At 53.6% G+C, this 23969-nt stretch carries 17 protein-coding genes; 12 read left to right on the top strand and 5 right to left on the bottom strand.

What is annotated here, in order from left to right; all coding sequences use genetic code 11:
* Positions 1–23 precede the first annotated feature (23 nt).
* Positions 24–1517: a putative bifunctional diguanylate cyclase/phosphodiesterase gene (locus ON072_RS05205; protein WP_261752916.1), complete on the top strand. Its 1494-nt coding sequence runs from the start codon at positions 24–26 to the stop codon at positions 1515–1517.
* 31 nt (positions 1518–1548) lie between these two features.
* Here the strand turns inward: ON072_RS05205 and ON072_RS05200 are convergent, their stop codons facing one another.
* Both ON072_RS05200 and ON072_RS05195 read right to left on the bottom strand, forming a co-directional pair.
* A complete protein-coding gene (locus ON072_RS05200; RefSeq protein ID WP_025009441.1) occupies positions 1549–1971 on the bottom strand; it encodes a thioesterase family protein in 423 nt (140 codons plus the stop codon).
* Positions 1972–2031: 60 nt separating this feature from the next.
* On the bottom strand, positions 2032–2784 hold the full coding sequence (locus ON072_RS05195) for a substrate-binding periplasmic protein (protein ID WP_037436415.1): 753 nt from the start codon (positions 2782–2784) through the stop codon (positions 2032–2034).
* A gap of 300 nt (positions 2785–3084) precedes the next feature.
* Between ON072_RS05195 and ON072_RS05190 the strand changes: the two genes are divergently transcribed.
* Together ON072_RS05190 and ON072_RS05185 are read left to right on the top strand one after the other, a co-directional pair.
* A complete protein-coding gene (locus tag ON072_RS05190; protein ID WP_045282530.1) occupies positions 3085–3510 on the top strand; it encodes an OsmC family protein in 426 nt (141 codons plus the stop codon).
* A 199-nt stretch (positions 3511–3709) separates the two neighbouring features.
* Positions 3710–4063, top strand: a complete 354-nt coding sequence (locus ON072_RS05185) for a DUF1428 domain-containing protein (protein WP_025887599.1) — start codon at positions 3710–3712, stop codon at positions 4061–4063.
* Between the two features lie 70 nt (positions 4064–4133).
* Here ON072_RS05185 and ON072_RS05180 read toward each other — a convergent pair whose 3' ends face one another.
* Together ON072_RS05180 and ON072_RS05175 are read right to left on the bottom strand one after the other, a co-directional pair.
* Positions 4134–7253 (bottom strand): multidrug efflux RND transporter permease subunit, encoded by a 3120-nt coding sequence (locus ON072_RS05180; RefSeq protein WP_107005688.1) that lies wholly within the window; start codon positions 7251–7253, stop codon positions 4134–4136.
* Positions 7253–8344 carry an efflux RND transporter periplasmic adaptor subunit gene (locus ON072_RS05175; RefSeq protein WP_144437979.1) on the bottom strand — a complete coding sequence of 364 codons (1092 nt, stop codon included), beginning with the start codon at positions 8342–8344 and terminating at the stop codon, positions 7253–7255. Before ON072_RS05175 ends, ON072_RS05180 begins: the two co-directional genes overlap by 1 nt.
* A 435-nt stretch (positions 8345–8779) precedes the next feature.
* Here ON072_RS05175 and ON072_RS05170 point away from each other — a divergent pair, with 435 nt between their 5' ends.
* The 4 genes from ON072_RS05170 to ON072_RS05155 all read left to right on the top strand — a co-directional run bounded on the left by ON072_RS05170 (position 8780) and on the right by ON072_RS05155 (position 17161).
* Positions 8780–12352, top strand: a complete 3573-nt coding sequence (locus tag ON072_RS05170) for a pilus assembly protein (RefSeq protein ID WP_240539461.1) — start codon at positions 8780–8782, stop codon at positions 12350–12352.
* 16 nt (positions 12353–12368) lie between these two features.
* On the top strand, positions 12369–12680 hold the full coding sequence (locus tag ON072_RS05165) for a TapY2 family type IVa secretion system protein (protein ID WP_044734008.1): 312 nt from the start codon (positions 12369–12371) through the stop codon (positions 12678–12680).
* Between the two features lie 637 nt (positions 12681–13317).
* Positions 13318–16836, top strand: coding sequence for a pilus assembly protein (locus ON072_RS05160; RefSeq protein ID WP_315903432.1), 3519 nt, complete (start codon positions 13318–13320; stop codon positions 16834–16836).
* 10 nt (positions 16837–16846) lie between these two features.
* Positions 16847–17161 (top strand): TapY2 family type IVa secretion system protein, encoded by a 315-nt coding sequence (locus ON072_RS05155; protein ID WP_028779050.1) that lies wholly within the window; start codon positions 16847–16849, stop codon positions 17159–17161.
* A gap of 50 nt (positions 17162–17211) precedes the next feature.
* Here ON072_RS05155 and ettA read toward each other — a convergent pair whose 3' ends face one another.
* Positions 17212–18879: an energy-dependent translational throttle protein EttA gene (gene ettA / locus ON072_RS05150; protein ID WP_025887609.1), complete on the bottom strand. Its 1668-nt coding sequence runs from the start codon at positions 18877–18879 to the stop codon at positions 17212–17214.
* A gap of 228 nt (positions 18880–19107) precedes the next feature.
* On the opposite strand from ettA, the gene glyA reads away from it, so the two are divergent.
* The 5 genes from glyA to ribBA all read left to right on the top strand — a co-directional run bounded on the left by glyA (position 19108) and on the right by ribBA (position 23933).
* Positions 19108–20361: a serine hydroxymethyltransferase gene (gene glyA / locus ON072_RS05145; protein WP_025009435.1), complete on the top strand. Its 1254-nt coding sequence runs from the start codon at positions 19108–19110 to the stop codon at positions 20359–20361.
* Between the two features lie 109 nt (positions 20362–20470).
* Positions 20471–20923 (top strand): transcriptional regulator NrdR, encoded by a 453-nt coding sequence (gene nrdR, locus ON072_RS05140; protein WP_025009434.1) that lies wholly within the window; start codon positions 20471–20473, stop codon positions 20921–20923.
* Positions 20924–20963: 40 nt separating this feature from the next.
* On the top strand, positions 20964–22088 hold the full coding sequence (ribD, locus tag ON072_RS05135; protein ID WP_109248318.1) for a bifunctional diaminohydroxyphosphoribosylaminopyrimidine deaminase/5-amino-6-(5-phosphoribosylamino)uracil reductase RibD: 1125 nt from the start codon (positions 20964–20966) through the stop codon (positions 22086–22088).
* Positions 22089–22745, top strand: a complete 657-nt coding sequence (locus ON072_RS05130) for a riboflavin synthase (protein WP_062793311.1) — start codon at positions 22089–22091, stop codon at positions 22743–22745.
* An 81-nt stretch (positions 22746–22826) separates the two neighbouring features.
* Positions 22827–23933: a bifunctional 3,4-dihydroxy-2-butanone-4-phosphate synthase/GTP cyclohydrolase II gene (ribBA, locus tag ON072_RS05125; protein WP_025009432.1), complete on the top strand. Its 1107-nt coding sequence runs from the start codon at positions 22827–22829 to the stop codon at positions 23931–23933.
* Positions 23934–23969: the final 36 nt, after the last annotated feature.

Here is a 23969-nt window from a genome sequence, read left to right as displayed (position 1 = left end):
GTTCACGGGAGAATACCGCTTTGATGATAGGCCCATGGTTGCTTTCTATCGCGTTAATCACAGTGTTTATTCTCCTTTTGTGGCGTCGCCAACGTCAAAAAGAGCGGCGCTTTATCAAGCTGCTCGGCAAACAACTCGACAATCAGATAAAAGCGCGCGCACCACTTGAACTGCCTTGGGTGCCGGTCGCCTTCTATGAGCTGGTCAATAGCCTGGAGAAGTTGCTGCAGGCCCTTCCGCCACCTGTGGGGAAAGATAAACTCACAGGTCTTGCCAATAGGGTAGGGCTCAAGCGCAGCGTTACCGCCTTGATGCCGCTGCAACAGGGCACCATGGTGCTGCTGGACATCTACCGTTTCCGTTACGTCAATGACCTGTTTGGCTTTGCCTTTGGCGATCAGCTGCTCAAGCAGATGGCAGACCGCCTGCTGGGATTGCAGCAGGCGCCCAGATTACTGGCTCGGATGAATGAAGATGAGTTTCTGCTGTACTTTGAGCAGCAACAGACAGAAGAAGATCTGCATCGGCTGCGGGGCAGGTTACAGGTGCCTTTTGATATTGAAGGTACGCCTGTGAGTATCCGCATTCAGATGGGCTATCTGGATTTGCATGCCCATCATACCGATCTCAGCCTGATGTTGCGCCGCCTGGATCTGGCGTTGAAAAAAGCCCGCAATAGCCGTGATCTGCTTGCCGGTTATCAGACGGGTGAAGACAGTATCCAAATGCGCGAGCTGGAGATCATCAACAGCCTGCCCAAGGCGTTGAAGACAGGGCAGTTGTATCTGGTTTATCAGGCCAAAGAAGAGGTGAGCAGCGGCCTTTGTTGCCAGGTTGAAGCGCTCATCCGTTGGGAACATCCCAAATTCGGCACCATTTCTCCGGCCGAGTTTATTCCACTGGCCGAGTATTCCGGCATGATAGGCCTGGTGAGTCAGTGGGCGCTGGAGCAGGTGATGATGCAGCAGCGCAAGTGGCGCAGCGGTGGCTTCAAGGTGCGGATAGCGCTTAACCTTTCGGCGCAGGATCTCAACAACGGCTGCATGCTGCAGGAGATTGAACGCCAACTGCAGGAGTATCAGTTGCCGGGTGAGGTACTGGCGATAGAGATCACCGAGAGCAGCCTGATGGCCGATCTTGAGCAGGCGATAAAAATCCTGGAGCGGCTGCGGCAACTGGACATTCGTCTGGCGATAGATGATTTTGGTACCGGGCACTCGTCGCTGGCCTATTTGAAAAATCTGCCGGTAGATGAAGTCAAAATCGATAAGGCGTTCAATGAAGAGTTGCTCAGCAACAGCAATGCCAAGCATATTATGCGTGCCAGCATCCAGATGGCCAAGTCACTGGGTTTTGAGGTCACTGTCGAGGGGGTCGAATCTATGGCGCTGAAACAGATGCTGATCTCCCTGGGGGCCGATCAGCTGCAGGGTGATATTGTCGCCAAACCCAAGACGGCGCCTGAGCTTGAATACTGGTACGCCAAGCACAGCATGCAAACCAAGACGGTGAGCTGAACTATTGGCTATAGGTCCAATCTTGTTGCTGCTATGCCTTTAACTGCGTCCCCAACTGTTCGAGTAGTGTCGCCGGCATAGGGCAAAGCTGGCGCTGACTATTCATGCACACCATTTCAACCCGGCCACTGACTGCCGCCCTGGCGGCGTTTTCGCGCCAGATCTCCTGTTCCCACACTGTGCGGTATTTGCTTTCGAAGGCAAAGCGGGTACGGACATCCAGGATATCGGCAAACTCGACCCCTTCCTGACAGGTGAGCTCGGAGCGATAGACAGCAAAACCTATTCCATCCGAATGCCACAGGCGTTTCAGTTCGTTGGCACCTATAACCTGTTCACGGGCGCGCTCGAAGTACTTCAGAAAATTGGGGTGATACACCACGCCGGAAAAGTCCGTATCTTCATAGTAGATCTGCAATTGAAAATGAAACCAAGGGCTGAAGCTGAGTTGCATGCAAATACCTGTAATTGAGTCGCGCCAGGCAGTTTAGCACTCGCGCCAGCAAAGGTCAGCTCAGAGGCGGCTGCTACTGATGATCTGCTGGTATTGACCGCTTTGTTTCATCTGTCTCAGTCCTTCATCCAGTGCCTTGGCCAGCTTTGGAGAAGAGGCATTTTGCAGCGAAAATGCCAGAAATATTCGGCTCTGGTGATTGGAAAATGCCGGTAGGATCTCCTCTTCAACCCCCATACGTTTGATAAAACCTTCGGCCACCTTGTCGAACATAATGGCTGCATCTATGCGGTTAAGCAGCAAGAGGTTGAGTAATTGCTCCTGGCTGGCTACCGGTACCAACTGTAACTGTTGGCTCAGTTTGGCAAATTCATCGCCGTATTCGTAACCCTTGATTATCCCAACGACGCTGCCCTTGGGTAGCTGCCATTTGTTTTGGGCATTCAGTGGCCGATTTCTGTTGTAGTAGAAGGAGGCATTGGCAACAAACAGCGGCTCTTCACCAAACAGAAAATCCGGCTCGGTACTGCGCTCACGGGTCACATTGAACACCCCTTGCACCTGTCCCTTACGGGCCATCATCAAGGCTCTGGAATAGGGCACTACCAAGCTTTCCACTTGAATATGCTCAATAGAGAAAGCGGCGGTTATCAGTTGGTGGGATAAGCCTTGCCCGGTTCTGTCGGCAAAAGGTGGCCAGCTGTCTTCGGCGGCGAGTAAGACTTTTGTCTCTGCTTCGGCCCAAGCCAGTGTTGAAGAAAACATGTAAATAAAACAAGTTAATACAGCTATTATTCCAGATCTCATTCTCATCCTTTGATTGAGTCGCCTGGTTTGGAAAGGTTAAAAATAGTACCTGAGTCTTAGGGAAGATGCGAGCAAGTCCCATCTGTGCCCTGAGTCGAATCACAGGCCACTGAAATCAGCAAATACCCGGGCCACACCTTCCGCAAAGGGTGTGTGTTTTGCTTAAATTGCATCCCCTCATAGCGAGTGCCGCAAAGCCCGGGTTTTCGATTGTGAACCAGTTGGCGTTTATTATTGTGGTGGTTTGCATTCTATATATCATTAGATTATTCTCAATGAAGTTTTTCTAATGGATAGGGGTGTACCATGCCAGAAAAGATTATTGAACTTGAAACCAAAATGGGTAAAGGCTGGAAAGTGACAGCGCAGGTGCGTGAGCATACCTTGGTCATTGACCAACCGACGGCCGGTAACGAAGGAGCCAATCCGCTTGAGACCTTCCTGTTTTCTCTGGGGGGCTGTATTTCTGCCATTGCCAGAATGGTAGCCAGAGAGCAGAAAATCGATCTCCGGGGGATGAACATCAAGGTGCGTGGCGAGATGAATTCCGACGGTTTACTTGGGAAAGCCAGCGAGGATCCTGTCGGGTTTCGCCGTATTACCCTGGATGCCGATATTGACGCCGACATGACTGCAGAACAAAAGCAGCAGTTTCTCGATACTGTCTGCCATCGTTGTCCCGTGCATGACAACCTGTTGAGCGCCTCCAGAGTAGAGCATCAAAGTATCTGATGCCTGAAGCTTCAAATGCTCTTGGCTTGAGCGCTGTCAGTCCTTGCCAAAATAAAGTAAAGCGTTGAACCAAGCCTGCTGCTGTGAATACTGACAGGCTGACAGATAACCATTGGATCAGACGGCAAAATGCCGTTTCGCCTCCTACACTTGCAAGGGAAGATGCAAGTTCAGGGATAACATAGCAAAGGAGGCGAGAATGAGTTATATCGATGTGATGGTCGCTCCGGTTCCCAGCGCCAAGAAACAGCAGTATCTTGAGCATGCACGCCGGGCGGCGGGTCTGTTCAAGTCTCAGGGGGCTTTGGAGCTGGTAGAATGCTGGGGGGATGATGTCCCGGAAGGTAAGCTTACTTCCATGCCTATGGCGATAAAGCGCCAGGACGATGAGACTGTGGTGGTTTCCTGGATCGTTTGGCCGGACAAGGCCACGCGTGATAAAGGTATGCAGTTTATCATGACAGATCCTTCCGTTCCCGAGACTCTCGGCGATATGCCGTTCGATGGCAAGAGGATGATCTGGGGTGGCTTTGAGATGCTGCTCAAGGAGTAGCCTTTCTTTGACTCCTCAATAAAACACGGGATGCCGCTTGGCATCCCGTGTTTTATTGAGCCCGGCAGAATCAATCTGAACCTGAGCCTATGTTTATCTGCGCCTGCTGCCGGGCGATAGCGGCATTGAGCCTGTCTTTGACATGGCCGGGCGACTTGGTGTTATAGGACAAGAGTCGATACATGGCCGGGATCACCAACAGGGTGACAAAGGTCGCAAACGCCATACCGAAGAACACCACGGTTCCCACGGCAATAAGGCTCTCAGAGCCGGCACCGGTGGAGAAGATCAGCGGAATCGCGCCGACAATCGCGGTGAAGGAGGTCATCAGGATAGGCCGCAAACGCCGCGCCGAGGCATCGATAACCGCCTGTTCAAAGGCCAGCCCCTTGTCTCGCAGTTGGTTGGCAAATTCGACTATCAGAATACCGTTCTTGGTCACCATGCCTATCAACATGATCATCCCTATCTGGCTGTAGAGGTTGAGCCCTTGTTGTGTCAGCCACAGGCCAAGGAAGCCGCCGAATACCCCCATGGGGACGGTCAACATCACCACCAGTGGGTTGATAAAGCTTTCGAACTGAGCCGCCAGAACCAGATAAACCACCAAGAGAGCCAAACCGAATACCAGCAGCATGCTGCTCTGGTTTTCCTTGAAGTCTTTCGACTCACCAGTGTAGCTGATACTGATATCACCGGGCAGGGATTCAATCGCCTTGGCGTCGAGGAAATCCAGCGCTTCCCCCAGAGTGGCGCCATCCATGAGGTTAGCCTTGATGGTGATGGATTTTTGCTTATTGGTATGGCTCAGTCGCTGCGGCGAGGCCACTTCTTCAATATGCGCCAGGCTGTCGAGGGTAACCAGCTCACCCTTGGTGGTACGCATATAGATCTGGCTAAGGTCGCTCATGCTGCTGAACTGCTTTTCATCCCCGCGCACGTAGACATCATACTCTTCACCCCTGTCCACATAGGTGGTTTGCTTGCGGCCGCCGAGCATCACTTCCAGGGTTTCCGAAACATCGGCAACACTGACACCAAGCTCTGCCGCCCTTTGTCTGTCAACCGTGACCAGAAGCTCAGGGGTGGTTTCGGCATAATCCAGATCGGCGCCGCGCATCAGGCCACTGCTGTTGGCCTCCTGTTGCAGCAGCTGTGCCCATTTGAACAGCTCTTTATAGTCGGATCCGCCGATAACAAACTGCACCGGCTCACTGGAGCGGCCACGGAAGCCGGGTAACATGGGCCGCACCATCACATCGGGAATATCTTTCAATACCTGGGCTATCATCACCAGCGCCTGATCGGCGTTGATATTCCTGTCCTCCCAATCCTCGAGCTGCATGATCACAAAACCTGTCTGATCACCGGCGCGGCCACCAAAGGCCGGCGCCTGCACACTGAAGGACTTGAGCACGCCCTGGCCCAGCAGCGGCATCAGCCTATCCTGTACTATGTCCATGTTGGCTGTCATGCGGTTGTAGCTGGTGCCTTCGGCGCCCTTGATAAAGGCGAAGATCACCCCGCGGTCTTCCTGCGGTGCCAGCTGTGCAGGGATATGGTTTACCAGCAAGGCGCTGCCGCCGATACAGGCGAGGATCACCAGGGGCGCCGCAACCTTGTGACGTATGGCAATGGCCACCATGGCGCGATACTTAAGCTCGAGCGCGGCAAAGAATCGATTCAAGGCGCGGTTGAAGGCGTTGGGTTTGACATTGGCCTTGAGCAACTGGCTGCTGAGCACAGGTGTCAGTGTCAGCGCCACCAGGGATGAGAACAGTACAGACACCGCCAGCAGCACGGAAAACTCGGTGAACAGCAAGCCGACCATGCCTTCCATAAAGGAGATGGGCAGAAATACCATCACCAATACCGCCGTGGTGGCAATAACGGCAAAGCCCACCTCGCGGGTGCCCTTGTAGGCGGCCAGCAGCGGGTCTTCCCCGCGCTCTATGTGGTGAAAGATATTCTCTACCACCACAATGGCGTCATCCACCACCAGGCCTATGGCCAGGATCAGTGCCATCAGGGTCAGCAGGTTGATGGAAAAGCCCAAGAAGTAGGCGGCCATAAAGGCCGAGATCAGCGATACCGGCACAGTCACAGCAGGAATAAGCGTTGCCCGCAGCTGGCCGATGAAAATATACAGCACCAGCAGTACCAGCGCCGCCGTGATATAGAGGGTGTAATACACCTCGTCTATGGCCTGATCGATAAACACGGTCGAGTCGTAGTCCACATATAGCTGGGTACCGGCCGGCAGAAACTTTTGCAGCGCGTCCACCTGCTTGTAGACATCTTTGGCGACATCCAGCGGGTTGGCATCCGATTGCGGCACTATCCCCAGGCTGAGGTTGACTATGCCGTTGCTCTTGAAGGTGGAGTTCTCATTCTCGGCGCCGACAAACACCTCGGCCACATCCTTGAGATAAACCGGCGAGCCATTTGCGCTGCTGACCTGCAGATAGTCGAATTGCTCAGGGCTCAGATAGAGGCGGGCGGTGCGCACTGTCATCACTGTGGTGTCGTTACGCAGCTCACCGCCGGGGGATTCCATATTCTCCGCCTTCAGGGCTGCAAGGATATCCTGCACAGTGACATTGCGGCCGGCCATCTGCTCAGGCTTGAGACGCACATACATCACCTTGTAGAGGCCACCTGAGATATCCACCGAGCTGACCCCTGTGATCAGGTTGAACTTATCTTCCAGTACCCGGCGGGAATAGTCAGTGAGCTGGGTACGATCCATCTCGCTGGAGCTCAAGTTGACATAGATGGAGGGCTCGCCCGAGCCGTTGTCTTTGGAGACTATCGGGTCGTTGGCTTCTTCCGGCAGCCTGCGCTGCGCCCGGGCCACGGCATCACGGACATCGCTCACCCCTTCGGTGAGGTTCCAGCCCAATTTGAAGGTCACAGTGATCCGCGACATGCCGTTGCGGCTCACCGAGGTGATTTCATCGATACCGCTGATGCCTGTCAGCTCATCCTCAAGGTTTTTGGTGACCTGACTCTCCATGATAGAGGCGCTGGCCCCTTCATAGGTGGTCATCACAGTGACGACCGGGCTCTCCACATCCGGCATTTCCCGCACCGACAGCTTGCTGAAAGACACCAGACCAAAGACACACAAAAGCAGGCTCAGCACTATGGCGCTGATCGGCCGTTTGACCGAGACATCGGATAACAACATCAGTGAAGCTCCCCGGTCTGCTGTACTGCTTCGGCGGTCAAGGGCTTGACACTGGCGCCATCACGAATATTCACCAGTCCCTGCACCACAATGCGATCCCCCAGGCTGACGCCATCTGTGATAAGCACCAGATTGTCGACCCGGGCGCCCAAATGCACTTCGGTGCGGTGGGCTATGCTGTTTTCATCTATGCGGTAGACATAACGCTTGGTGCCGGAATACTCCAACGCCTGTACAGGTACTACCGCCTGATGAATTGGTGGGAAGGTCAGGGTGGCCGATAACATCATGCCAGGTCTCAAGCGTTTGTTTTTATTTTTGAATTCCACTCTAACCCTGACATTGAGAGTATCCGGGTTGACTCTGGGATCTATGGCAACCACCTTGCCCTGAAACAGTTGGCCGTTCCAGGCACTGCTGCTGCCTTGTACCTGCATGCCGACACTCAGTTGCGACAGATAAGACTCGGGCACCTGCAGATCGAGCCGCAACAAGCTCAGATCATCGAGACTCAAGAGTTCGGTTCCTTGGCTCACCAGTTTACCCTTGCTGAAATCCACCAGGCCCACTGTACCGGAAAAGGGAGCCCGCAGATGATGGTAGGAAAGTTCGGCCCTGGCCGAGGCCAGCCTGGCTTCGGCGATACTGACGCTGGCGCGTTGGGCATCAATTTCTGTCTGGGTAATGGCGTTGCGGCCGATCAGTTTTTCATACTCGCCCAACTTACGCCGCTCATCGGCCAGATAAGATTCAGCTTCCATTACCGCCGCCTTGGCCTTGGACTCTTCCAAAACCAGCAAGAGTTCACCTGCCTTCACCTCCTGGTTGGAGCGCACTGCGATAGCGTCTATCTTGCCGGCGACTTGAGGCGCTATAGTGACCGAGCGTTCTGCTTCCAGCTTGCCTATCAGAGTCAGGGATTGCGCCAGGGATTGCTCTGTGACTGTGGCGGTAATTACGGGAACGGCGGCTTTGCCCATCCCCATGCCTGAGCCAGGTTTGTTGCCGGCTTTATCTGCCGTCGGAGTCAAGAGGAGATAGGCGGCCACACAAAGGCCAAGGACCAGAAGTCCGATATAAGGTTTTTTCATTGTGTCCCATCTGATGCCGGTAGAGATCCGCTAGGATCTGAAGGTTGCCTATTTTACGGGAGCCTCAAGCATAAAGCTGGTAAATGAGTGTAAAAAAGCGCAAATTCCAGTGTGAAAATGTGACCGATGGCGAATGTCTGAATCTGTTCTCTCAAACTGTTCCTTGCCTGCAACAGTTTTTAATAAAATGAGTTGTAAGATGTGCAGTTGTAAATTTTTGCCGAGTCAGATATTTGTCAGGAGTCATTTTACTTTGGTTTTAATGAGACTTGGTCATCATATTTATAAGTCATATTAAATTATTTTCTTCAGTGCTTGTGCGCCTGTTTTTATATGTGCTAACTGAGTTGTTTATATTGGTGTTGTTATTTGGTTTGGTGTTCTGTTTATTAATGGAATACTGTATTGGTGCCTGTATAAATATGGTGAAACACAATGAATATTTACAGGGGTATAAAATTTTCACGTTATTGTTATGGCGGAAAGCAAGCTCGTAATTTAATTCTGCTGGCTATTTTCTTTATGATGGCGCGGCCGGTACCAGCCGATGATACTGAGCTTTATGTTTACGAATCCTCCTCGCGAACCGGCGATAGGCCGCAAATCCTGATCATTTTTGATAACTCCCGCAGCATGGAAGAGTACGTCTATGATGTCGATGAAAGTTACTCGGGAGTAGAGGGCTCCGGCAGTCAAAATACCGAAAGCGGGTTCCTGTATTTTACCAAGGGCACTCCAGATTCAGTTAATATTCCTGTGTTGGATGAACAGAAAGGAAGCCGGCGGTTCAAGAGGGAGAATAACGGTTGTCAAACTTCCTGGGAGTATTTAAATAAGTATGGAACTTATACCGGGTTTATTCGGGAATATAGCTTCTCGGGGCAGAATGGTACCTGGAAAGAATTACCTGAGAATGCCGGTGCCAATCTTACCTTGATTGATTGTTTCGAAGATATTCAGGATGAACGCTATGGTAACGCCTCAGGAATTGTAGATGGCTTGCCGCTCGATGGCACCGGTAATCGTAAAGAAGTGGTTGGTTACACAGAGGTGAATGACGGCTCCAGCGCTGAGCAGAAAAAAGCCGCCAAGGAAGCCGCAGAGCGAACCGGTTTCGGCACGGGTCGGCCGGTTACTTTCTACACGGAAGATTATCTGCGCTGGTATCACAGCGACAAAAAGAAAGTAACCAAGACCCGGTTGCAGGTCGCCAAGGACGCGATTCAAAATGTGATAGTGACCACTCCTGGGGTTGATTTGGGGCTGGCAATCTTCAACTTGAACTTCAAGCTGGAAGGGGAGCGTGATGGTGGACGGATCATCTCGGGGATCAAGTCCATGACCGCTGCCAGCAAGATAGAGCTCATTAACAGGATTAATGATATTTCCTACGCCCAGGCCACGCCACTGTGTGAGACCTTTTATGAGGCTTTTCGCTATTTTAGCGGCAAGGGAGTGCACTTCGCCGATAAAGACAGTGATTATTTTTTTACAAACAGCGATGGCAAGGTTGTCGATCAGTATCTGGTTAAAGATACCCCGCAAAGGGATATGAGCATTATCAAGGGTGGCAGCTATGTTTCGCCGTTCAAGCCATGCCAGAGCCAGGTTTATGTTGTTTATATCACCGACGGTGAACCCACTCAGGATGCCTCTGCCGATGATCTGATCCAAGAGATGACGGGGGATGAGGATGCCTATATCACCCAAAGAAGCCGGAGTTATCTCAGTGCCCTGAGCAGTTGGATGAGTCGGAATGACCTTAACTCCAATCTGGCAGGCAAACAGACAGTGACCACTTTTACCATAGGCTTCAGCGAGGGGGCGGCCAAGGCCGAAGCCTTACTGAGAAAAACCGCCGAAAAGGGGGGCGGCCGCTACTTCGATGCCCAGGATGCCAGCAAGTTGCAGTCGGCAATTCAATCTGTGGTTAATCAAATTCTGGAGAAGAACGCCAGCTTCACCTCGCCTTCGGTGGCCAGCAATAATTTCAACAAGCTACAAACCTTGGATTCAGTGTATTACTCGATGTTTTTGCCCAACAAGGGACCTCGCTGGCGTGGCAATATCAAGAAGTTCCAAGTGACGGATAAAGGCAAAGTGGTCGACAGCAAAGGTGAGCCGGCCATTGCCGAGAATGGCAATATCAGTGCCAAGAGCTGTTCTTTTTGGAGTTCCAGCGGGGCTTGCAGTCAAGGAGGCGACGGCGATGATGTGACCAAGGGTGGGGTGGCCGAAGCCCTCTATAACCAAAAGCAGCGCACTTTTTATGGCAATTTTGCCGCCGGGGGCGACTTGTCACCGCTGACCTTAGATGCCGCCAGCGGTTATGCCGGTGGTGAAGCCAAGCTGGCGCAGCATATGGGGGTAGACAGCAGCCAGTTGCAGGGGCTGTTTGATTGGGCACGCGGCGAGGATGTCGATGACGACAACCGCAACGGCAATCGCAGCGATAAGCGCCGCGATCTTTTGGGTGACCCCCTGCATTCCAAGCCTCTGGCGATAGATTTTGGTTCGTCCGCAACCGACCCGGATATCCGTATCCTGGTGGGCAGTAATCATGGCATGCTGCATATGTTTCAGGACAAGGGAGCTTCGGTCAGTGAGAGTTGGGCCTTTATGCCCTGGGAATTTCTGCCCAATCTGGCTGAACTTAAAGCCAATGCACCGTCGGGCGTGCATTCGGTTTATGGTTTCGATGGTTCACCTGTGGCCTTTACCAAACGTGTGGGCAACAGGCTTGAGAAAGCCTGGGTGTTTATGGGGCTGCGGCGCGGCGGCCGTGGTTACTATGCTCTGGATGTTACCAACCCGGATAATCCCAAGCTGATGTGGCATGTTAATGCCGATACGGCCGGCATGAGCGAGTTGGGGCAAAGCTGGGCCAAACCTGTGGTGACCAGTATTCCTGGTTATGGGGATAAGCCGGTACTCATCTTTGGGGCCGGGTACTCTCCGGCCAAGGATACTCTGAGGGTGGGCAGCGCCGACAGCCAGGGGCGCGGGGTATTTATCCTGGATGCTGAAACCGGTAAGTTGCTGCACAGGTTCGGCCCCGGCGGTGATACCGAAATGCCTGAACTCAGAGACAGTATCCCCAATACGGTGGCCGTGCTTGATGACAATAGTGATGGTGTCAGCGACCGCATCTATGCTACAGACACAGGGGCCAATATCTGGCGTCTGGACCTGCCCGATGCCGACCGCAATAATTGGAGCGCCTTCAAGTTTGCTTCTCTTGGCGGCAGCACTGAGAGTACGGACAGGCGCTTCTTTGCCGCGCCTGTAGTGGCGCAAACCATGTTAAGTAATAAGTCCGAGAACCGGGTCACGACCAACGGCGAGTCAAAGACAGTCAATTCATCCATGGAGATCCCCTATGATGCCGTAGTGGTTGGCTCTGGACTCAGGCCATCGCCTTCGGATACCAGTCGTTCGGACATGTTCTTTGTGTTGCAGGACAGAAACACTGCCAGCCAAAATTTCAATGAAATAGATCCCCCACAACCACTGACCCTGGCCGAACTCTACGATGTGACGGCCAAGGCGCCGAATTCCGCCCAGGAACATATCGATTTTGGCCGCAAACTCGGCTGGTATTATGACTTTACCCGCAGTGGTGAAAAGAGTCTGTCCGATGCCAGTATTATCAAAGGGCGGGTGTTTTTCACTTCCTATGTCCCGGGCAGTAAAGCCTCGGCGGAGCAATGTCTGGTCTCGGGCAAGGGGTATCTCTACGGCTTTGATCTGCATAAGGGGGCGCGCAGCTATACCCAGACGTATCTGGAGACGGGGGAAAGTCTCCCCGACACCCCGCAGTTGGTGGTGCAGCCAGGCACCAATGCCGACGGAACCGCCGGGGACAGCTATCTCTATCTGATTGGTATTGGGAATGCCGCAGCACTCATGGACAAGCTGGTTGATGACAAGGGCTGCCCTGCTGGGGACGAACAGTGTGTCGGTGAAGGCCCGGCGACTCACAAACTCTATTACTTCCAGGCCGATTGAAGCGCAGAGGTGTACAGTGAACAAGGTGATTCTTAGCTTGTCTTTGAGCGTATGTTTCCCCCTGATGGCGAGCGAGGGGCAAACGCGACAGGATTATAAGTGCCTGGTGGAAACAACAAGAACGTCGCAGGAGATCATCCGGGTCTCCTGGGATCCGTCCAAGGCGGAACTCTATCAGCGACAGATGCCGGGAATGGTGCTGGAGCGGATTGGCAATCGTGGGCAGCGCCATTACATACGCGAAGTGTTTGAGTGCGTATCAAGGAATGAGGAATTTTACTCTGCCACAGGAAGAAAAATCGACCAGGCCGGCAAAAATCTGGACTGAGAAACCCAGGGTTGGCTTCATCGCTCTGTTTGCATCAAATAGGTAAATGCCCGAACAAGAGGTTTCTTTCGTGGCCAAGTCTCTCCTATTGATAACTTTCTTCTTCGGTGCCTTATTCCGAGTTTTTAGGATATCAGCAAATGCCATGTTAATTATAATTGAGGTTTTGATACATATATTTTACATTTGATTCGGCGCAGCCAAGAGGTGTGCCACTCCTGTTTTGAATAAAGGTCATTTTAAAAACACCATAATAGTAGTGAATACCGGATCTTCTAAAATGAACTGGCTGATATTGTGCGGGTGTTCGGTTAAATGTTGAAGTCGAGTCAGATATTTGGCTAAGGTCAAATCTGTTTGATTAACCTGAGGCCAAATCGACACATTTTGATATTAATGTAAATAATTTGATTAATTTGTTGTTTGGGTGTTCCTGTCGTGGTAAATAGAGGCTCGAAGAGATAAAAGCCTTATTTTACAGTCCGGTGTTTTGTTTATCTCTATCAGAACAGTGGAATAAACACCGGTAAAACACGACGTAACTACCATGACAAATCACGGATGTATCGGCCCTTGTTGGCGGCAAATCAGCAGGCGATTCCTGGCCTTGTTGCTCTCCTGTATTGGCAGTTTTATATTGGCCAGCCCATTATTGGCCGATGACACTGAACTCTATGTTTATGAGTCCTCATCGCGCAGCGGTGCCCGGCCGCAAATGCTGATCATTTTCGATAACTCAGCCAGTATGGGTAATTATGTATACGATGTGGATGAGAGTTATTCTCCCGGCGCAGGTGGTGGCGCTCTTGAGCCCAAGAAAGAATTTATTTACTTCACCAAAGGTGCTCCTGATTCAGACAATATGCCGGTTCCGGGCAAGCAGGATAAGACCTGGCGTTTTTTGCGCAGCAATAACGGCTGCCAAACGTCCTGGGAATATCTGAACAAGTATGGGATTTATACCGGTTTTGTCCGTGAATACAGTTTCTCCGGACAAAATGGCACCTGGAAAGAGTTGCCCGAAAACAATGGTGCCAATGTTACCCTGGTAGATTGTTTCGAGGATATTCAGGATGAGCGTTATGGCAATGCCGAAGGGATACCCGATGGTTTGCCGCTGGATAGTGCCGGTAACCGCAATCAAGTGATCAGCTACACCCAGGTCAGCAATGGCTCGACCGAGGCGCAGAAGAAGGCGGCTAAGGACGCGGCCGAGCGCACAGGTTTTGGCACAGGTCGTGTGGTGACCCTCTACACAGAAGATTATCTACGCTGGTACCACAGCGACAAGAAAAAGGTCACCAAGACTCGCCTGCAACTCGCCCAGGAAGCGATTCAGAACGTGATTGTGACGACTCCCGGGGTGGATTTGGGACTGGCCATATTCAACCTCAACCATGACAGGGAAGGAGTGCGTGACGGCGGGCGGATCATCTCCGGGATAAAACAGCAGAGTGCTGCCAGTAAGATAGCACTTATCGAGAGTGTCAAGGAAATCGCTTACGCCCAGAATACACCCTTGTGTGAAACCCTCTACGAGGCCTATCGTTACTTTAGTGGTCAAGGGGTGTATTTTGGAGACGATGACAGCGATTACACTTTCTACAAGAGGGACTATTGGGGGCGGGTTGTCACTGATCGTTGGGGCCGCCCCATAGTCACCCGCACCTACCTTACGGAAAATACGCCGCAAGCGGATCCGAGCATTATCAAGAATGGCATCTATGATTCACCGTTTAAAAAATGTCAGAACCAAGCCTATGTAATCTATATCACAGACGGTGAGCCGACGCTGGATAGCGCCGCTGACGGCTTGGTGCAGGGGATGACCGGGGGCAAGGATGCCTATGTGAGCCGTAATGGCAACAGTTATCTCAGTGCCCTGAGCAGCTGGATGGCCAGCAATGATGTCAACCCCAATATGGCCGGCAAACAGACGGTCAATACTTTTACCATAGGTTTCAGTGAGGGGGCGGCCAGGGCGGAAGCCTTGCTGAGAAAGACTGCTGAAAAAGGCGGCGGCCGTTACTTTGATGCCCAAAATGCCAGCAAGCTGCAGTCGGCAATCCAGTTGGTGGTCAATCAAATTCTGGAGAAGAATGCCAGTTTCACCTCGCCCTCAGTGGCCAGCAACAACTTTAACAAGGTGCAGACCTTTGACTCTGTGTACTATTCCATGTTCCTGCCCAACAAGGGCCCCCGTTGGCGTGGCAATATCAAGAAATTCAGGGTGACAGGCACAGGGGATGTGGTAGACAAAAACGGCAATCCGGCCATTGCCGACAATGGCAATATCAATACCTCGGCCTGCTCCTTCTGGAGCTCTCAGGCGGCTTGCAACGCCGGTGGTGATGGCGACGATGTCACCAAAGGTGGGGTGGCCGAGGCCCTCTATAACCAAAAGCAGCGCACTTTCTACGGCAATTTTGCTTCCAAAGGCGGTTTGTCGCCCCTGACCAAGGCCGCGGCCAGCAGTTACGCCGGTGGCGAGGCCAAGCTGGCGCAGCATATGGGAGTAGACAAAAGCCAACTGCAGGATCTGTTCGACTGGGTTATCGGCAAGGATATTGACGATGACAACCAAAACAACAGCCGCAGCGATAAGCGCCATGACCTTCTGGGCGACCCCTTGCATTCCAAACCTTTGGCCATAGATTTCGGTTCGTCCGCAAAGAACCCGGATATCCGTATTCTGGTGGGCAGTAACCACGGCATGCTGCATATGTTTCAGGACAAAGGGGACTCGGTCAATGAGAGCTGGGCCTTTATGCCTTGGGAATTTTTGCCCAATCTGGCAACGCTCAGGGCCAATGTACCTTCCGGCGTGCATTCGGTTTATGGTTTTGATGGTTCACCCGTGGCTTATATCAAGCGCAGCGGCAATAAGATGGAGAAGGCCTGGGTATTTATGGGGCTGCGGCGTGGTGGCCGTGGTTACTACGCCATGAATGTGACCAATCCGGATAAGCCTAGCCTGATGTGGCATATCAGCGCAGACTCGGCCGGCATGAGTGAGTTGGGGCAAAGCTGGGCCAAGCCTGTGGTGACCACCATTCCAGGTCAGGGTGATAAGCCGGTGCTCATCTTTGGGGCAGGGTACTCTCCGGCCAAGGATACTCTGGAGGTCGGTGGCGCCGATAGCCAGGGCCGCGGGGTGTTCATTCTGGATGCCGAAACCGGCAAGTTACTGCACAGATTTGGCCCCAGCGGTGATACTCCAATGCCGGGGCTGAGGGACAGCATTCCCAATTCGGTCGCGATTCTTGACAGCAATGGTGATGGCGTTACTGACCGTATCTATGCCACGGATACCGGGGCCAATGTTTGGCGGCTGGATATGGCTGGTGCCGACACCAAACAATGGAGTGCCTTCAAGTTTGCTTCTCTTGGCGGCAGCACAGAGAATACCGACAGGCGTTTCTTTGCCGCCCCTGTGGTGGCGCAAACCATGTTTGGCAATCTGAGCGAGAACCGTGTCACGGTCAACGGCCAGTCAAAGACGGTGATTTCGGCGCAGCAGATCCCTTACGATGCCGTGGTAGTTGGCTCCGGACTCAGGCCATCTCCATCGAACACCAGTCGCTCGGACATGTTCTTTGTTCTGCAGGACAGAAATACCCTTAGTCAGAGTTTCAAGGGTAAGGCAGTGCCTCAGGCACTGACGTTGGCGGATCTTTACGATGTGACTGCCAAGTCGCCGACTTCAGAGAAAGAACATATTGCTTTTGGCCGCAAGCGCGGTTGGTATTACGACTTTACCCGCAATGGTGAAAAAAGCCTTTCCGATGCCAGTATCATCAAAGGGCGGGTTTTCTTTACCTCCTATGTGCCCGGCTCGCAGACCTCCACCAACCAGTGTTTGGTTGCCGGGCAGGGCTACCTCTATGGCTTTGATCTGCACAAGGGCACCCGCAGTTACACAAAAACCTATCTGGAGATGGGAGAGAGTGTCCCGGATACACCGCAGTTGGTTGTGCCGCCCAATATCAGGAGTGATGGCACTGTGGCCGATAGCTATATGTATTTGATAGGCATTGGCAATGCCGGCGAAAAGATGGAGAAGGTGAAGCCGGATCCAGGCTGCCCACCCGGCGATCATAAGTGTGTCGGCGGCGGCCCGTCTACCAACAAGATCTATTACTATCAGGCCAACTGAGGAGCGGATGATGAACAAGCTGATATTGTCTTTGGCCATACTCTTGAGTCTGCCCCTGGCTGCCGCACAGCCCAAGGGGCAACGTCAGGACTATAAGTGCCTGGTGGAAACAACAAGAGCGGCGCAGGAGATTATTCGGGTCTCCTGGGATCCGGCCAAGGCCGAGCTCTACCAGCGGCAGATGCCGGGAATGAAGCTGGAGCGGATAGGTAACCGCGGCAAACGCCATTATGTGCGTGAAGTGTTTGAGTGTGTGCCCAGAGAGCAGGCGTTTCGCTCGGACAGTGGCAGGCAGTTGGACGATTCTGAAGCCGGCCTGGGTTAAAGGAAATAAAAAACGGAGGCGTTTGCCTCCGTTTTTGTACGGTTTTTCTATTACTTGGTCATCCGCTTGTACTTGAGTCTGTGCGGCTCAATCACATCGGCACCGAATTGGTTTTTCAGCCAGGCCGAGTATTCTGTGTAGTTACCTTCGTAGAAGTTAACCTGACCCTCGTCTCGGTAGTCGAGGATGTGAGTACAGATACGGTCGAGGAACCAACGGTCGTGCGAGATCACCATGGCGCAGCCGGGGAATTCCAATAGCGCTTCTTCCAGTGCCCGCAGAGTTTCCACGTCCAGATCGTTGGTCGGTTCGTCGAGCAGCAACACGTTGCCGCCGGCCTGCAGCAGCTTGGCCAGATGCACCCGGTTACGTTCACCACCGGAAAGTGAACCGATGATCTTCTGCTGATCGCCACCACGGAAGTTGAAGCGACCGACATAGGCGCGGCTCGGGATCTCCAGATTGTTGATCCGCATTATGTCCTGACCGCCGGAAATCTCTTCCCAAACCGTGTTCTTGTCGTTCATCGAGTCACGGAACTGTTCCACAGAGGCGATTTGTACCGTATCACCTATCTCGATTTCACCGCTGTCGGGCTGCTCGGCGCCGCTGAGCATTCTGAACAGGGTCGACTTACCGGCACCGTTGGCACCGATAATACCGACGATGGCGCCCTTGGGAACGCTGAAGCTTAAGTTGTCTATCAGAATGCGGTCACCATAGCTCTTGGTGAGATTACGCACCTCAATCACCTTGTCACCCAGGCGAGGACCGGGCGGAATAAACAGCTCATTGGTCTCGTTGCGGCGCTGATAATCTGAGCTGTTCAACTCTTCGAAGCGGGCCATACGGGCCTTGCCCTTGGACTGACGTCCCTTGGCACCCTGACGCACCCACTCCAATTCCTTGGCAATCGTCTTCTGGCGGGCGCTTTCGCTGGCGGCTTCCTGCTTCAGACGGGCATCTTTCTGTTCCAGCCAGGAGGAGTAGTTGCCCTGCCATGGGATACCTTCACCCCGGTCCAGTTCCAGGATCCAGCCGGCGGCATTGTCGAGGAAGTAACGGTCGTGGGTAATGGCGACCACAGTGCCTGAGTATTCCTGCAGGAAGTGCTCCAGCCAGGCAACGGATTCGGCATCAAGGTGGTTGGTCGGTTCGTCCAGCAGCAGCATCTCCGGCTTTTCCAGCAGCAGACGACAGATGGCCACCCGGCGACGTTCACCCCCGGAGAGCACCTCCACCTTGGCGTCCCATTCCGGCAGACGCAGGGCGTTGGCGGCGCGCTCGAGAATATTGTCCAGATTGTGGGCATCCTGGGCCTGAATGATGGCTTCCAGTTCGCCTTGCTCCTTGGCCAGGGCGTCGAAGTCGGCATCCGGCTCAGCATAGGCCGCATAGACTTCATCCAGACGCTTGAGGGCGTTTTTGGCTTCGCTGACGGCTTCTTCTATGGTTTCCCGTACTGTCTTGTTGGGATCAAGCTGGGGCTCCTGGGGCAGGTAACCTATCTTGAGTCCCGGCATGGGACGGGCTTCACCTTCAATTTCTGTGTCCAGACCTGCCATGATTTTCAACAGGGTGGATTTACCCGAGCCGTTGAGACCCAGGACACCAATTTTGGCGCCGGGGAAGAAACTCAATGAAATATCTTTGAGGATCTGCTTTTTGGGCGGCACTATTTTGCCGACCCTCAGCATGCTGTATACAAACTGAGCCATATTGTTTCTCTGTTGTCCTGAACTGAGTTTTCCTAAACTGGCGGCAGTTTACCAATTTGACAGGGCTCCTGCCAGATGCGGCCGGATAGCGGCACCATTGTTCAGCAAATGAAACATAGTCATCTGCTGACACAAGGATTTTCATCATCCTGCGACTGGGATATTTGTCACACTCAGAGTAGAATACCGCGCAACCCTACCAATAAGATTTGCCAGCTGGAGTGACAGATGCTGAAGAAAAGTATGAACATTGCCGACTATGATCCTGAGCTGTTCAAGGCGATTGAGGATGAAACCCGTCGTCAGGAAGAGCACATTGAGCTGATCGCCTCCGAAAACTACACCAGCCCCAGAGTCATGGAAGCCCAGGGCTCACAACTGACCAACAAGTATGCCGAAGGTTATCCAGGCAAGCGTTACTACGGTGGTTGTGAGTATGTCGATGTGGTGGAGACTCTGGCAATTGAGCGTGCCAAGCAGCTGTTTGGCGCTACTTACGCCAACGTTCAGCCACACTCAGGTTCACAGGCCAACAGCGCGGTTTATATGGCGTTGCTGCAACCCGGCGATACCGTACTGGGGATGAACCTGGCTCACGGTGGTCACTTGACCCACGGCTCTCCGGTTAACTTTTCCGGCAAGCTGTACAACATCATTCCTTACGGTATCGATGAGTCCGGCAAGATTGACTACAGCGAACTCGAAACGCTGGCGCTGGAACACAAGCCCAAGATGATCATCGGCGGCTTCTCGGCCTACTCAGGCATAGTTGACTGGGCCAAGCTGCGCGAAATCGCCGACAAAATTGGCGCTTACCTGTTTGTCGATATGGCACACGTGGCCGGTCTTATCGCTGCCGGTGTTTATCCTAACCCTGTGCCGCACGCCCACGTGGTGACTTCGACCACTCACAAGACACTGGCCGGTCCCCGCGGTGGTGTGATTCTGTCGGCTGCCGACGATGAAGATCTGTACAAGAAGCTGAATTCCGCGGTATTCCCGGGCGGTCAGGGTGGTCCTCTGATGCACGTTATCGCCGGTAAAGCAGTGGCCTTCAAAGAAGCACTGGAGCCGGAATTCAAAACCTATCAGCAGCAGGTGGTTAATAACGCCAAGGCCATGGTTGAGGTGTTCCTCGAACGCGGTTACAAGATAGTTTCCGGCGGTACCAGCAACCATCTGATGCTGGTGGACCTGATTGGCCGTGAGCTGACCGGTAAAGAAGCCGACGCCGCTCTGGGCCGCGCCAACATCACAGTCAACAAGAACTCAGTGCCTAACGACCCCCGCTCACCCTTTGTGACCTCCGGGGTGCGTATCGGTACTCCGGCCATCACTCGCCGCGGTTTCAAGGAAGCCGAAGCCCGTGAACTGACCGGCTGGATCTGTGATGTGCTCGACAATGCTCACGATGACGCCGTTATCGAGCGCGTGAAGGGCCAGGTGCTGGAACTGTGCGCTCGCTTCCCTGTTTACGGTTAACCTTTTCAAGGGAATAGGATAAACTTCGATGGCCGCTGAATTCAGCGGCCATTTTTGTTTCTGCCATTTAGCAGCAGCCGCTGCCGGCAACTGAGCACCAGGAGGCATAATGCATTGTCCATTTTGCAGTGCGACGGATACCAAGGTGATAGATTCCAGGCTGGTGGCAGACGGTCATCAGGTGCGCCGTCGCCGGGAATGTACTCTGTGTCATGAACGCTTTACCACCTTTGAAGGTGCCGAGCTTGTCATGCCCAGAGTGATCAAGCGCGATGGCAGCAGGCAACCGTTCGATGAGGACAAGCTGCGCGGCGGTATGCTGCGTGCCGCCGAGAAACGTCCGGTTTCCATGGATAAGATTGAAGAGGCGATCAGCAAGATCAAGTCCACCCTCAGAGCCACAGGCGAGCGGGAAGTGACCTCGGAAATGATCGGCAATCTGATGATGGATCATCTTATCGAGCTGGATAAGGTGGCCTATATTCGCTTTGCCTCTGTGTATCGTGCCTTTGAAGATGTGTCAGAGTTTGGTGAAGCGATTGCCAAGCTGGAGAAAAAATAGGCTGTCAGTCACAGCCAACTGTTAAGTAACGGAAACCCCCATGTGGTCCAATACTGATATCGCCATGATGAGCCGCGCCATAATGCTGGCTCGCCGTGGCCGTTATACAACCCGTCCCAACCCCAATGTCGGCTGCGTCATCATAGATGCCGATGGCAAGATTGTCGGCGAAGGCTGGCACCAACGTGCCGGTGAGCCCCATGCCGAAGTACATGCCCTGAAAATGGCCGCTGACAAGGCCCGCGGTGCTACTGCCTATGTCACCCTCGAACCTTGCAGTCACTATGGTCGCACGCCGCCCTGTGCCGAAGCCTTAATTAAACATGGCCTCAAGCGGGTGGTGGTGGCAATGACAGATCCCAACCCTCAGGTGGCCGGCCAAGGTATCGGCATGCTGCAGGAGGCTGGGGTTCAGGTGCAGAGCGGTCTCTTGGCCGAACAGGCCAGAGAGTTGAATCCGGGCTTTTTATCGCGGATGGAGCGAAATCGCCCCTGGGTCACCCTCAAGCTGGCGGCGAGTCTCGATGGCAAGACGGCACTGGCCAACGGTGAGTCCAAATGGATAACCGGCCCCGAGGCGCGCCGCGACGTGCAAAGGCTCAGGGCCCGCAGTTGCGCTCTGCTCACCGGCATTGAAACCGTATTGGCCGATGACCCTTCCCTGAATGTCCGGCACGCTGAGCTTGGCAGCCTGGGTGAAACCCTCAGCGAGCAACAGCTTATTCAACCGCTGCGAGTGATACTCGACAGCAACTGCCGTATGCCGCTCGATGCCAGGCTGTTGCAAATTGCCAGCCCGGTGCTCTTGGTCAGCTGCCGTCCCTATGAGGATGAATTCCTAGCCGCTTTGCCGCCTTATGTCACCACTTTGGTGCTGGCCGGTGAAGGCAACAGGGTCGATATCGCGGCGCTGATGCAACACCTGAACCAGAGCTGCAATGCGGTGTTGGTCGAAGCCGGGGCAACGCTTTGCGGCGCCTTTATTACCGCCGGGTTGGCCGATGAGATGCTGCTTTATCAAGCCCCGAAACTGCTTGGCGCCGCTGGCCGAAACCTGCTGGCCTTGCCAAACTATCAGCAGATAGCCGATACCCCGGCGATACGGGTAACTGATCAACGTAAGCTGGGCAATGATACCCGGCTTACTCTCAAGATAGGTGATTGAATGTTTACCGGAATAATTGAAGCTGTCGGTACAGTGCGGACGCTGGAGCGCCGTGGTGATGATATTCGTCTGACTGTGGCCAGCGGCAAGTTGGATCTCAGTGATGTGCGTCTGGGCGACAGCATTGCCACCAACGGCGTGTGTCTGACCGTGGTTGAACGTCTGGCGGAGGGTTATGTGGCCGATGTTTCGGCCGAAACCGTCAGTCTCACCGGCTTTGACCGCTACAGCGTCGGCACCAAAGTCAACCTGGAAAAGGCGGTCACGCCAAACACCCGCTTGGGCGGGCACTTGGTCAGTGGCCATGTGGATGGTATGGCGCGGGTCATCAGCGTGACCCCAAGGGGCAAGGCGCTGGAGTTTTGGCTCGAGGCGCCCGTTGAGCTGGCCCGTTACATCGCCCATAAAGGGTCCATTACGGTCGATGGCGTCAGCCTCACGGTTAACGAAGTGGATGGCCGCAATTTCCGTCTCACCATAGTGCCGCATACCGCCAGTGAAACCACTTTGCTTGAGCTGCGCCCCGGCGATAAGGTCAACCTGGAGGTGGATCAGATAGCCCGCTATCTTGAGCGTCTGATGCAGCACAAAGAGGAAGCGCAGCCGAGCGAAGGTGTCACCCTGGCTATGCTCGCCAAGGCCGGCTTCATGCGCTAGATGTGCGCCAGCCCACTGGTTATCGCGCGCTAACAGGTTAGAATTCATTGATTACACAGAACAAGAGATAAAGGTCTTACAATGGCGCTACACAGTATCGAAGAGATCATCGAGGATATTCGTCAGGGCAAAATGGTTATCCTGATGGACGATGAGGACAGAGAAAATGAGGGCGACCTCATCATGGCGGCGGAGAAAGTCACCCCGGAAGCGATCAACTTCATGGCTCGCTTCGGCCGTGGTCTTATCTGCCAAACCATGACCAAGGCTCGCTGCCAGCAGCTGAATCTGCCGCTGATGGTCAGCAATAACAACGCCCAGTTTTCGACCAACTTCACCGTCTCCATCGAGGCCGCTGAAGGGGTGACCACAGGTATTAGCGCCCATGACCGCGCCGTGACAGTACAGGCGGCTGTGGCTAAAAATGCCACGCCGTCCGACATAGTTCAGCCCGGGCATATCTTCCCTTTGATGGCGCAGGATGGCGGAGTGCTGGTGCGCGCCGGTCATACCGAAGCCGGTTGCGATCTGGCGCGTTTGGCCGGTTTGGAACCTTCGGCTGTGATCGTGGAGATCCTTAACGAGGATGGCACCATGGCGCGCCGTCCGGATCTGGAAGTGTTCGCCAAGGAGCACGGCGTTAAGATGGGCACCATTGCCGATCTGATCAACTACCGTAATAACACAGAAACCACAGTGGTGCGTGAGGCCAAGTGCAAGCTGCCTACCCGTTTCGGCGAGTTTGAGCTACACACCTTTCGCGACACCATAGACAATCAACTGCACTTTGCCATGGTCAAGGGCGAGATTGTTGACAATATTCTGGTGCGGGTACACCTGCAAAACACTATTAATGACCTGCTGTTCTCTGAGCGCGACGAAGTGCGCAGCTGGCCGCTTGAGCAAGCCATGGCGCGGATTGCCGCCGATGGTGGCGTGCTGTTGCTGCTGGGTAACCAGGAGCCGAACGAGAGCATTATCGCCAAGGTCAAGGCTTTTGAAGCCGAAGACAAGGGTGAAGTGCCGGTGACTGCCAAGTGGCAGGGAACCTCCCAAAGGGTTGGCGTAGGCTCACAGATTCTGGCGACGCTTGGCGTCAACAAAATGCGCCTGCTCAGCTCGCCCAAGCGTTATCACTCTTTGGGGGGCTTTGGCCTGGAAGTCACTGAGTATATTCCCGGCGAATGAGCCGACAGAATTAATTAACCATTTCCGAATAATTGC

Source organism: Shewanella sp. K8, from assembly GCF_028823715.1.
GTDB lineage: Bacteria > Pseudomonadota > Gammaproteobacteria > Enterobacterales > Shewanellaceae > Shewanella > Shewanella algae.
Note: the sequence above shows the minus strand (reverse complement) of the source record. Positions and strands in the feature narration are given on the sequence as shown.

What these genes read in the sequence shown, in the direction of transcription:
- ON072_RS05205 (WP_261752916.1), top strand. Translation starts at nt 24, where the DNA reads ATGATAGGCCCATGGTTGCTTTCTATCGCGTTAATCACAGTGTTTATT.
- ON072_RS05200 (WP_025009441.1), bottom strand. Translation starts at nt 1,971, where the DNA reads ATGCAACTCAGCTTCAGCCCTTGGTTTCATTTTCAATTGCAGATCTAC.
- ON072_RS05195 (WP_037436415.1), bottom strand. Translation starts at nt 2,784, where the DNA reads ATGAGAATGAGATCTGGAATAATAGCTGTATTAACTTGTTTTATTTAC.
- ON072_RS05190 (WP_045282530.1), top strand. Translation starts at nt 3,085, where the DNA reads ATGCCAGAAAAGATTATTGAACTTGAAACCAAAATGGGTAAAGGCTGG.
- ON072_RS05185 (WP_025887599.1), top strand. Translation starts at nt 3,710, where the DNA reads ATGAGTTATATCGATGTGATGGTCGCTCCGGTTCCCAGCGCCAAGAAA.
- ON072_RS05180 (WP_107005688.1), bottom strand. Translation starts at nt 7,253, where the DNA reads ATGTTGTTATCCGATGTCTCGGTCAAACGGCCGATCAGCGCCATAGTG.
- ON072_RS05175 (WP_144437979.1), bottom strand. Translation starts at nt 8,344, where the DNA reads ATGAAAAAACCTTATATCGGACTTCTGGTCCTTGGCCTTTGTGTGGCC.
- ON072_RS05170 (WP_240539461.1), top strand. Translation starts at nt 8,780, where the DNA reads ATGAATATTTACAGGGGTATAAAATTTTCACGTTATTGTTATGGCGGA.
- ON072_RS05155 (WP_028779050.1), top strand. Translation starts at nt 16,847, where the DNA reads ATGAACAAGCTGATATTGTCTTTGGCCATACTCTTGAGTCTGCCCCTG.
- ettA (WP_025887609.1), bottom strand. Translation starts at nt 18,879, where the DNA reads ATGGCTCAGTTTGTATACAGCATGCTGAGGGTCGGCAAAATAGTGCCG.
- glyA (WP_025009435.1), top strand. Translation starts at nt 19,108, where the DNA reads ATGCTGAAGAAAAGTATGAACATTGCCGACTATGATCCTGAGCTGTTC.
- nrdR (WP_025009434.1), top strand. Translation starts at nt 20,471, where the DNA reads ATGCATTGTCCATTTTGCAGTGCGACGGATACCAAGGTGATAGATTCC.
- ribD (WP_109248318.1), top strand. Translation starts at nt 20,964, where the DNA reads ATGTGGTCCAATACTGATATCGCCATGATGAGCCGCGCCATAATGCTG.
- ON072_RS05130 (WP_062793311.1), top strand. Translation starts at nt 22,089, where the DNA reads ATGTTTACCGGAATAATTGAAGCTGTCGGTACAGTGCGGACGCTGGAG.
- ribBA (WP_025009432.1), top strand. Translation starts at nt 22,827, where the DNA reads ATGGCGCTACACAGTATCGAAGAGATCATCGAGGATATTCGTCAGGGC.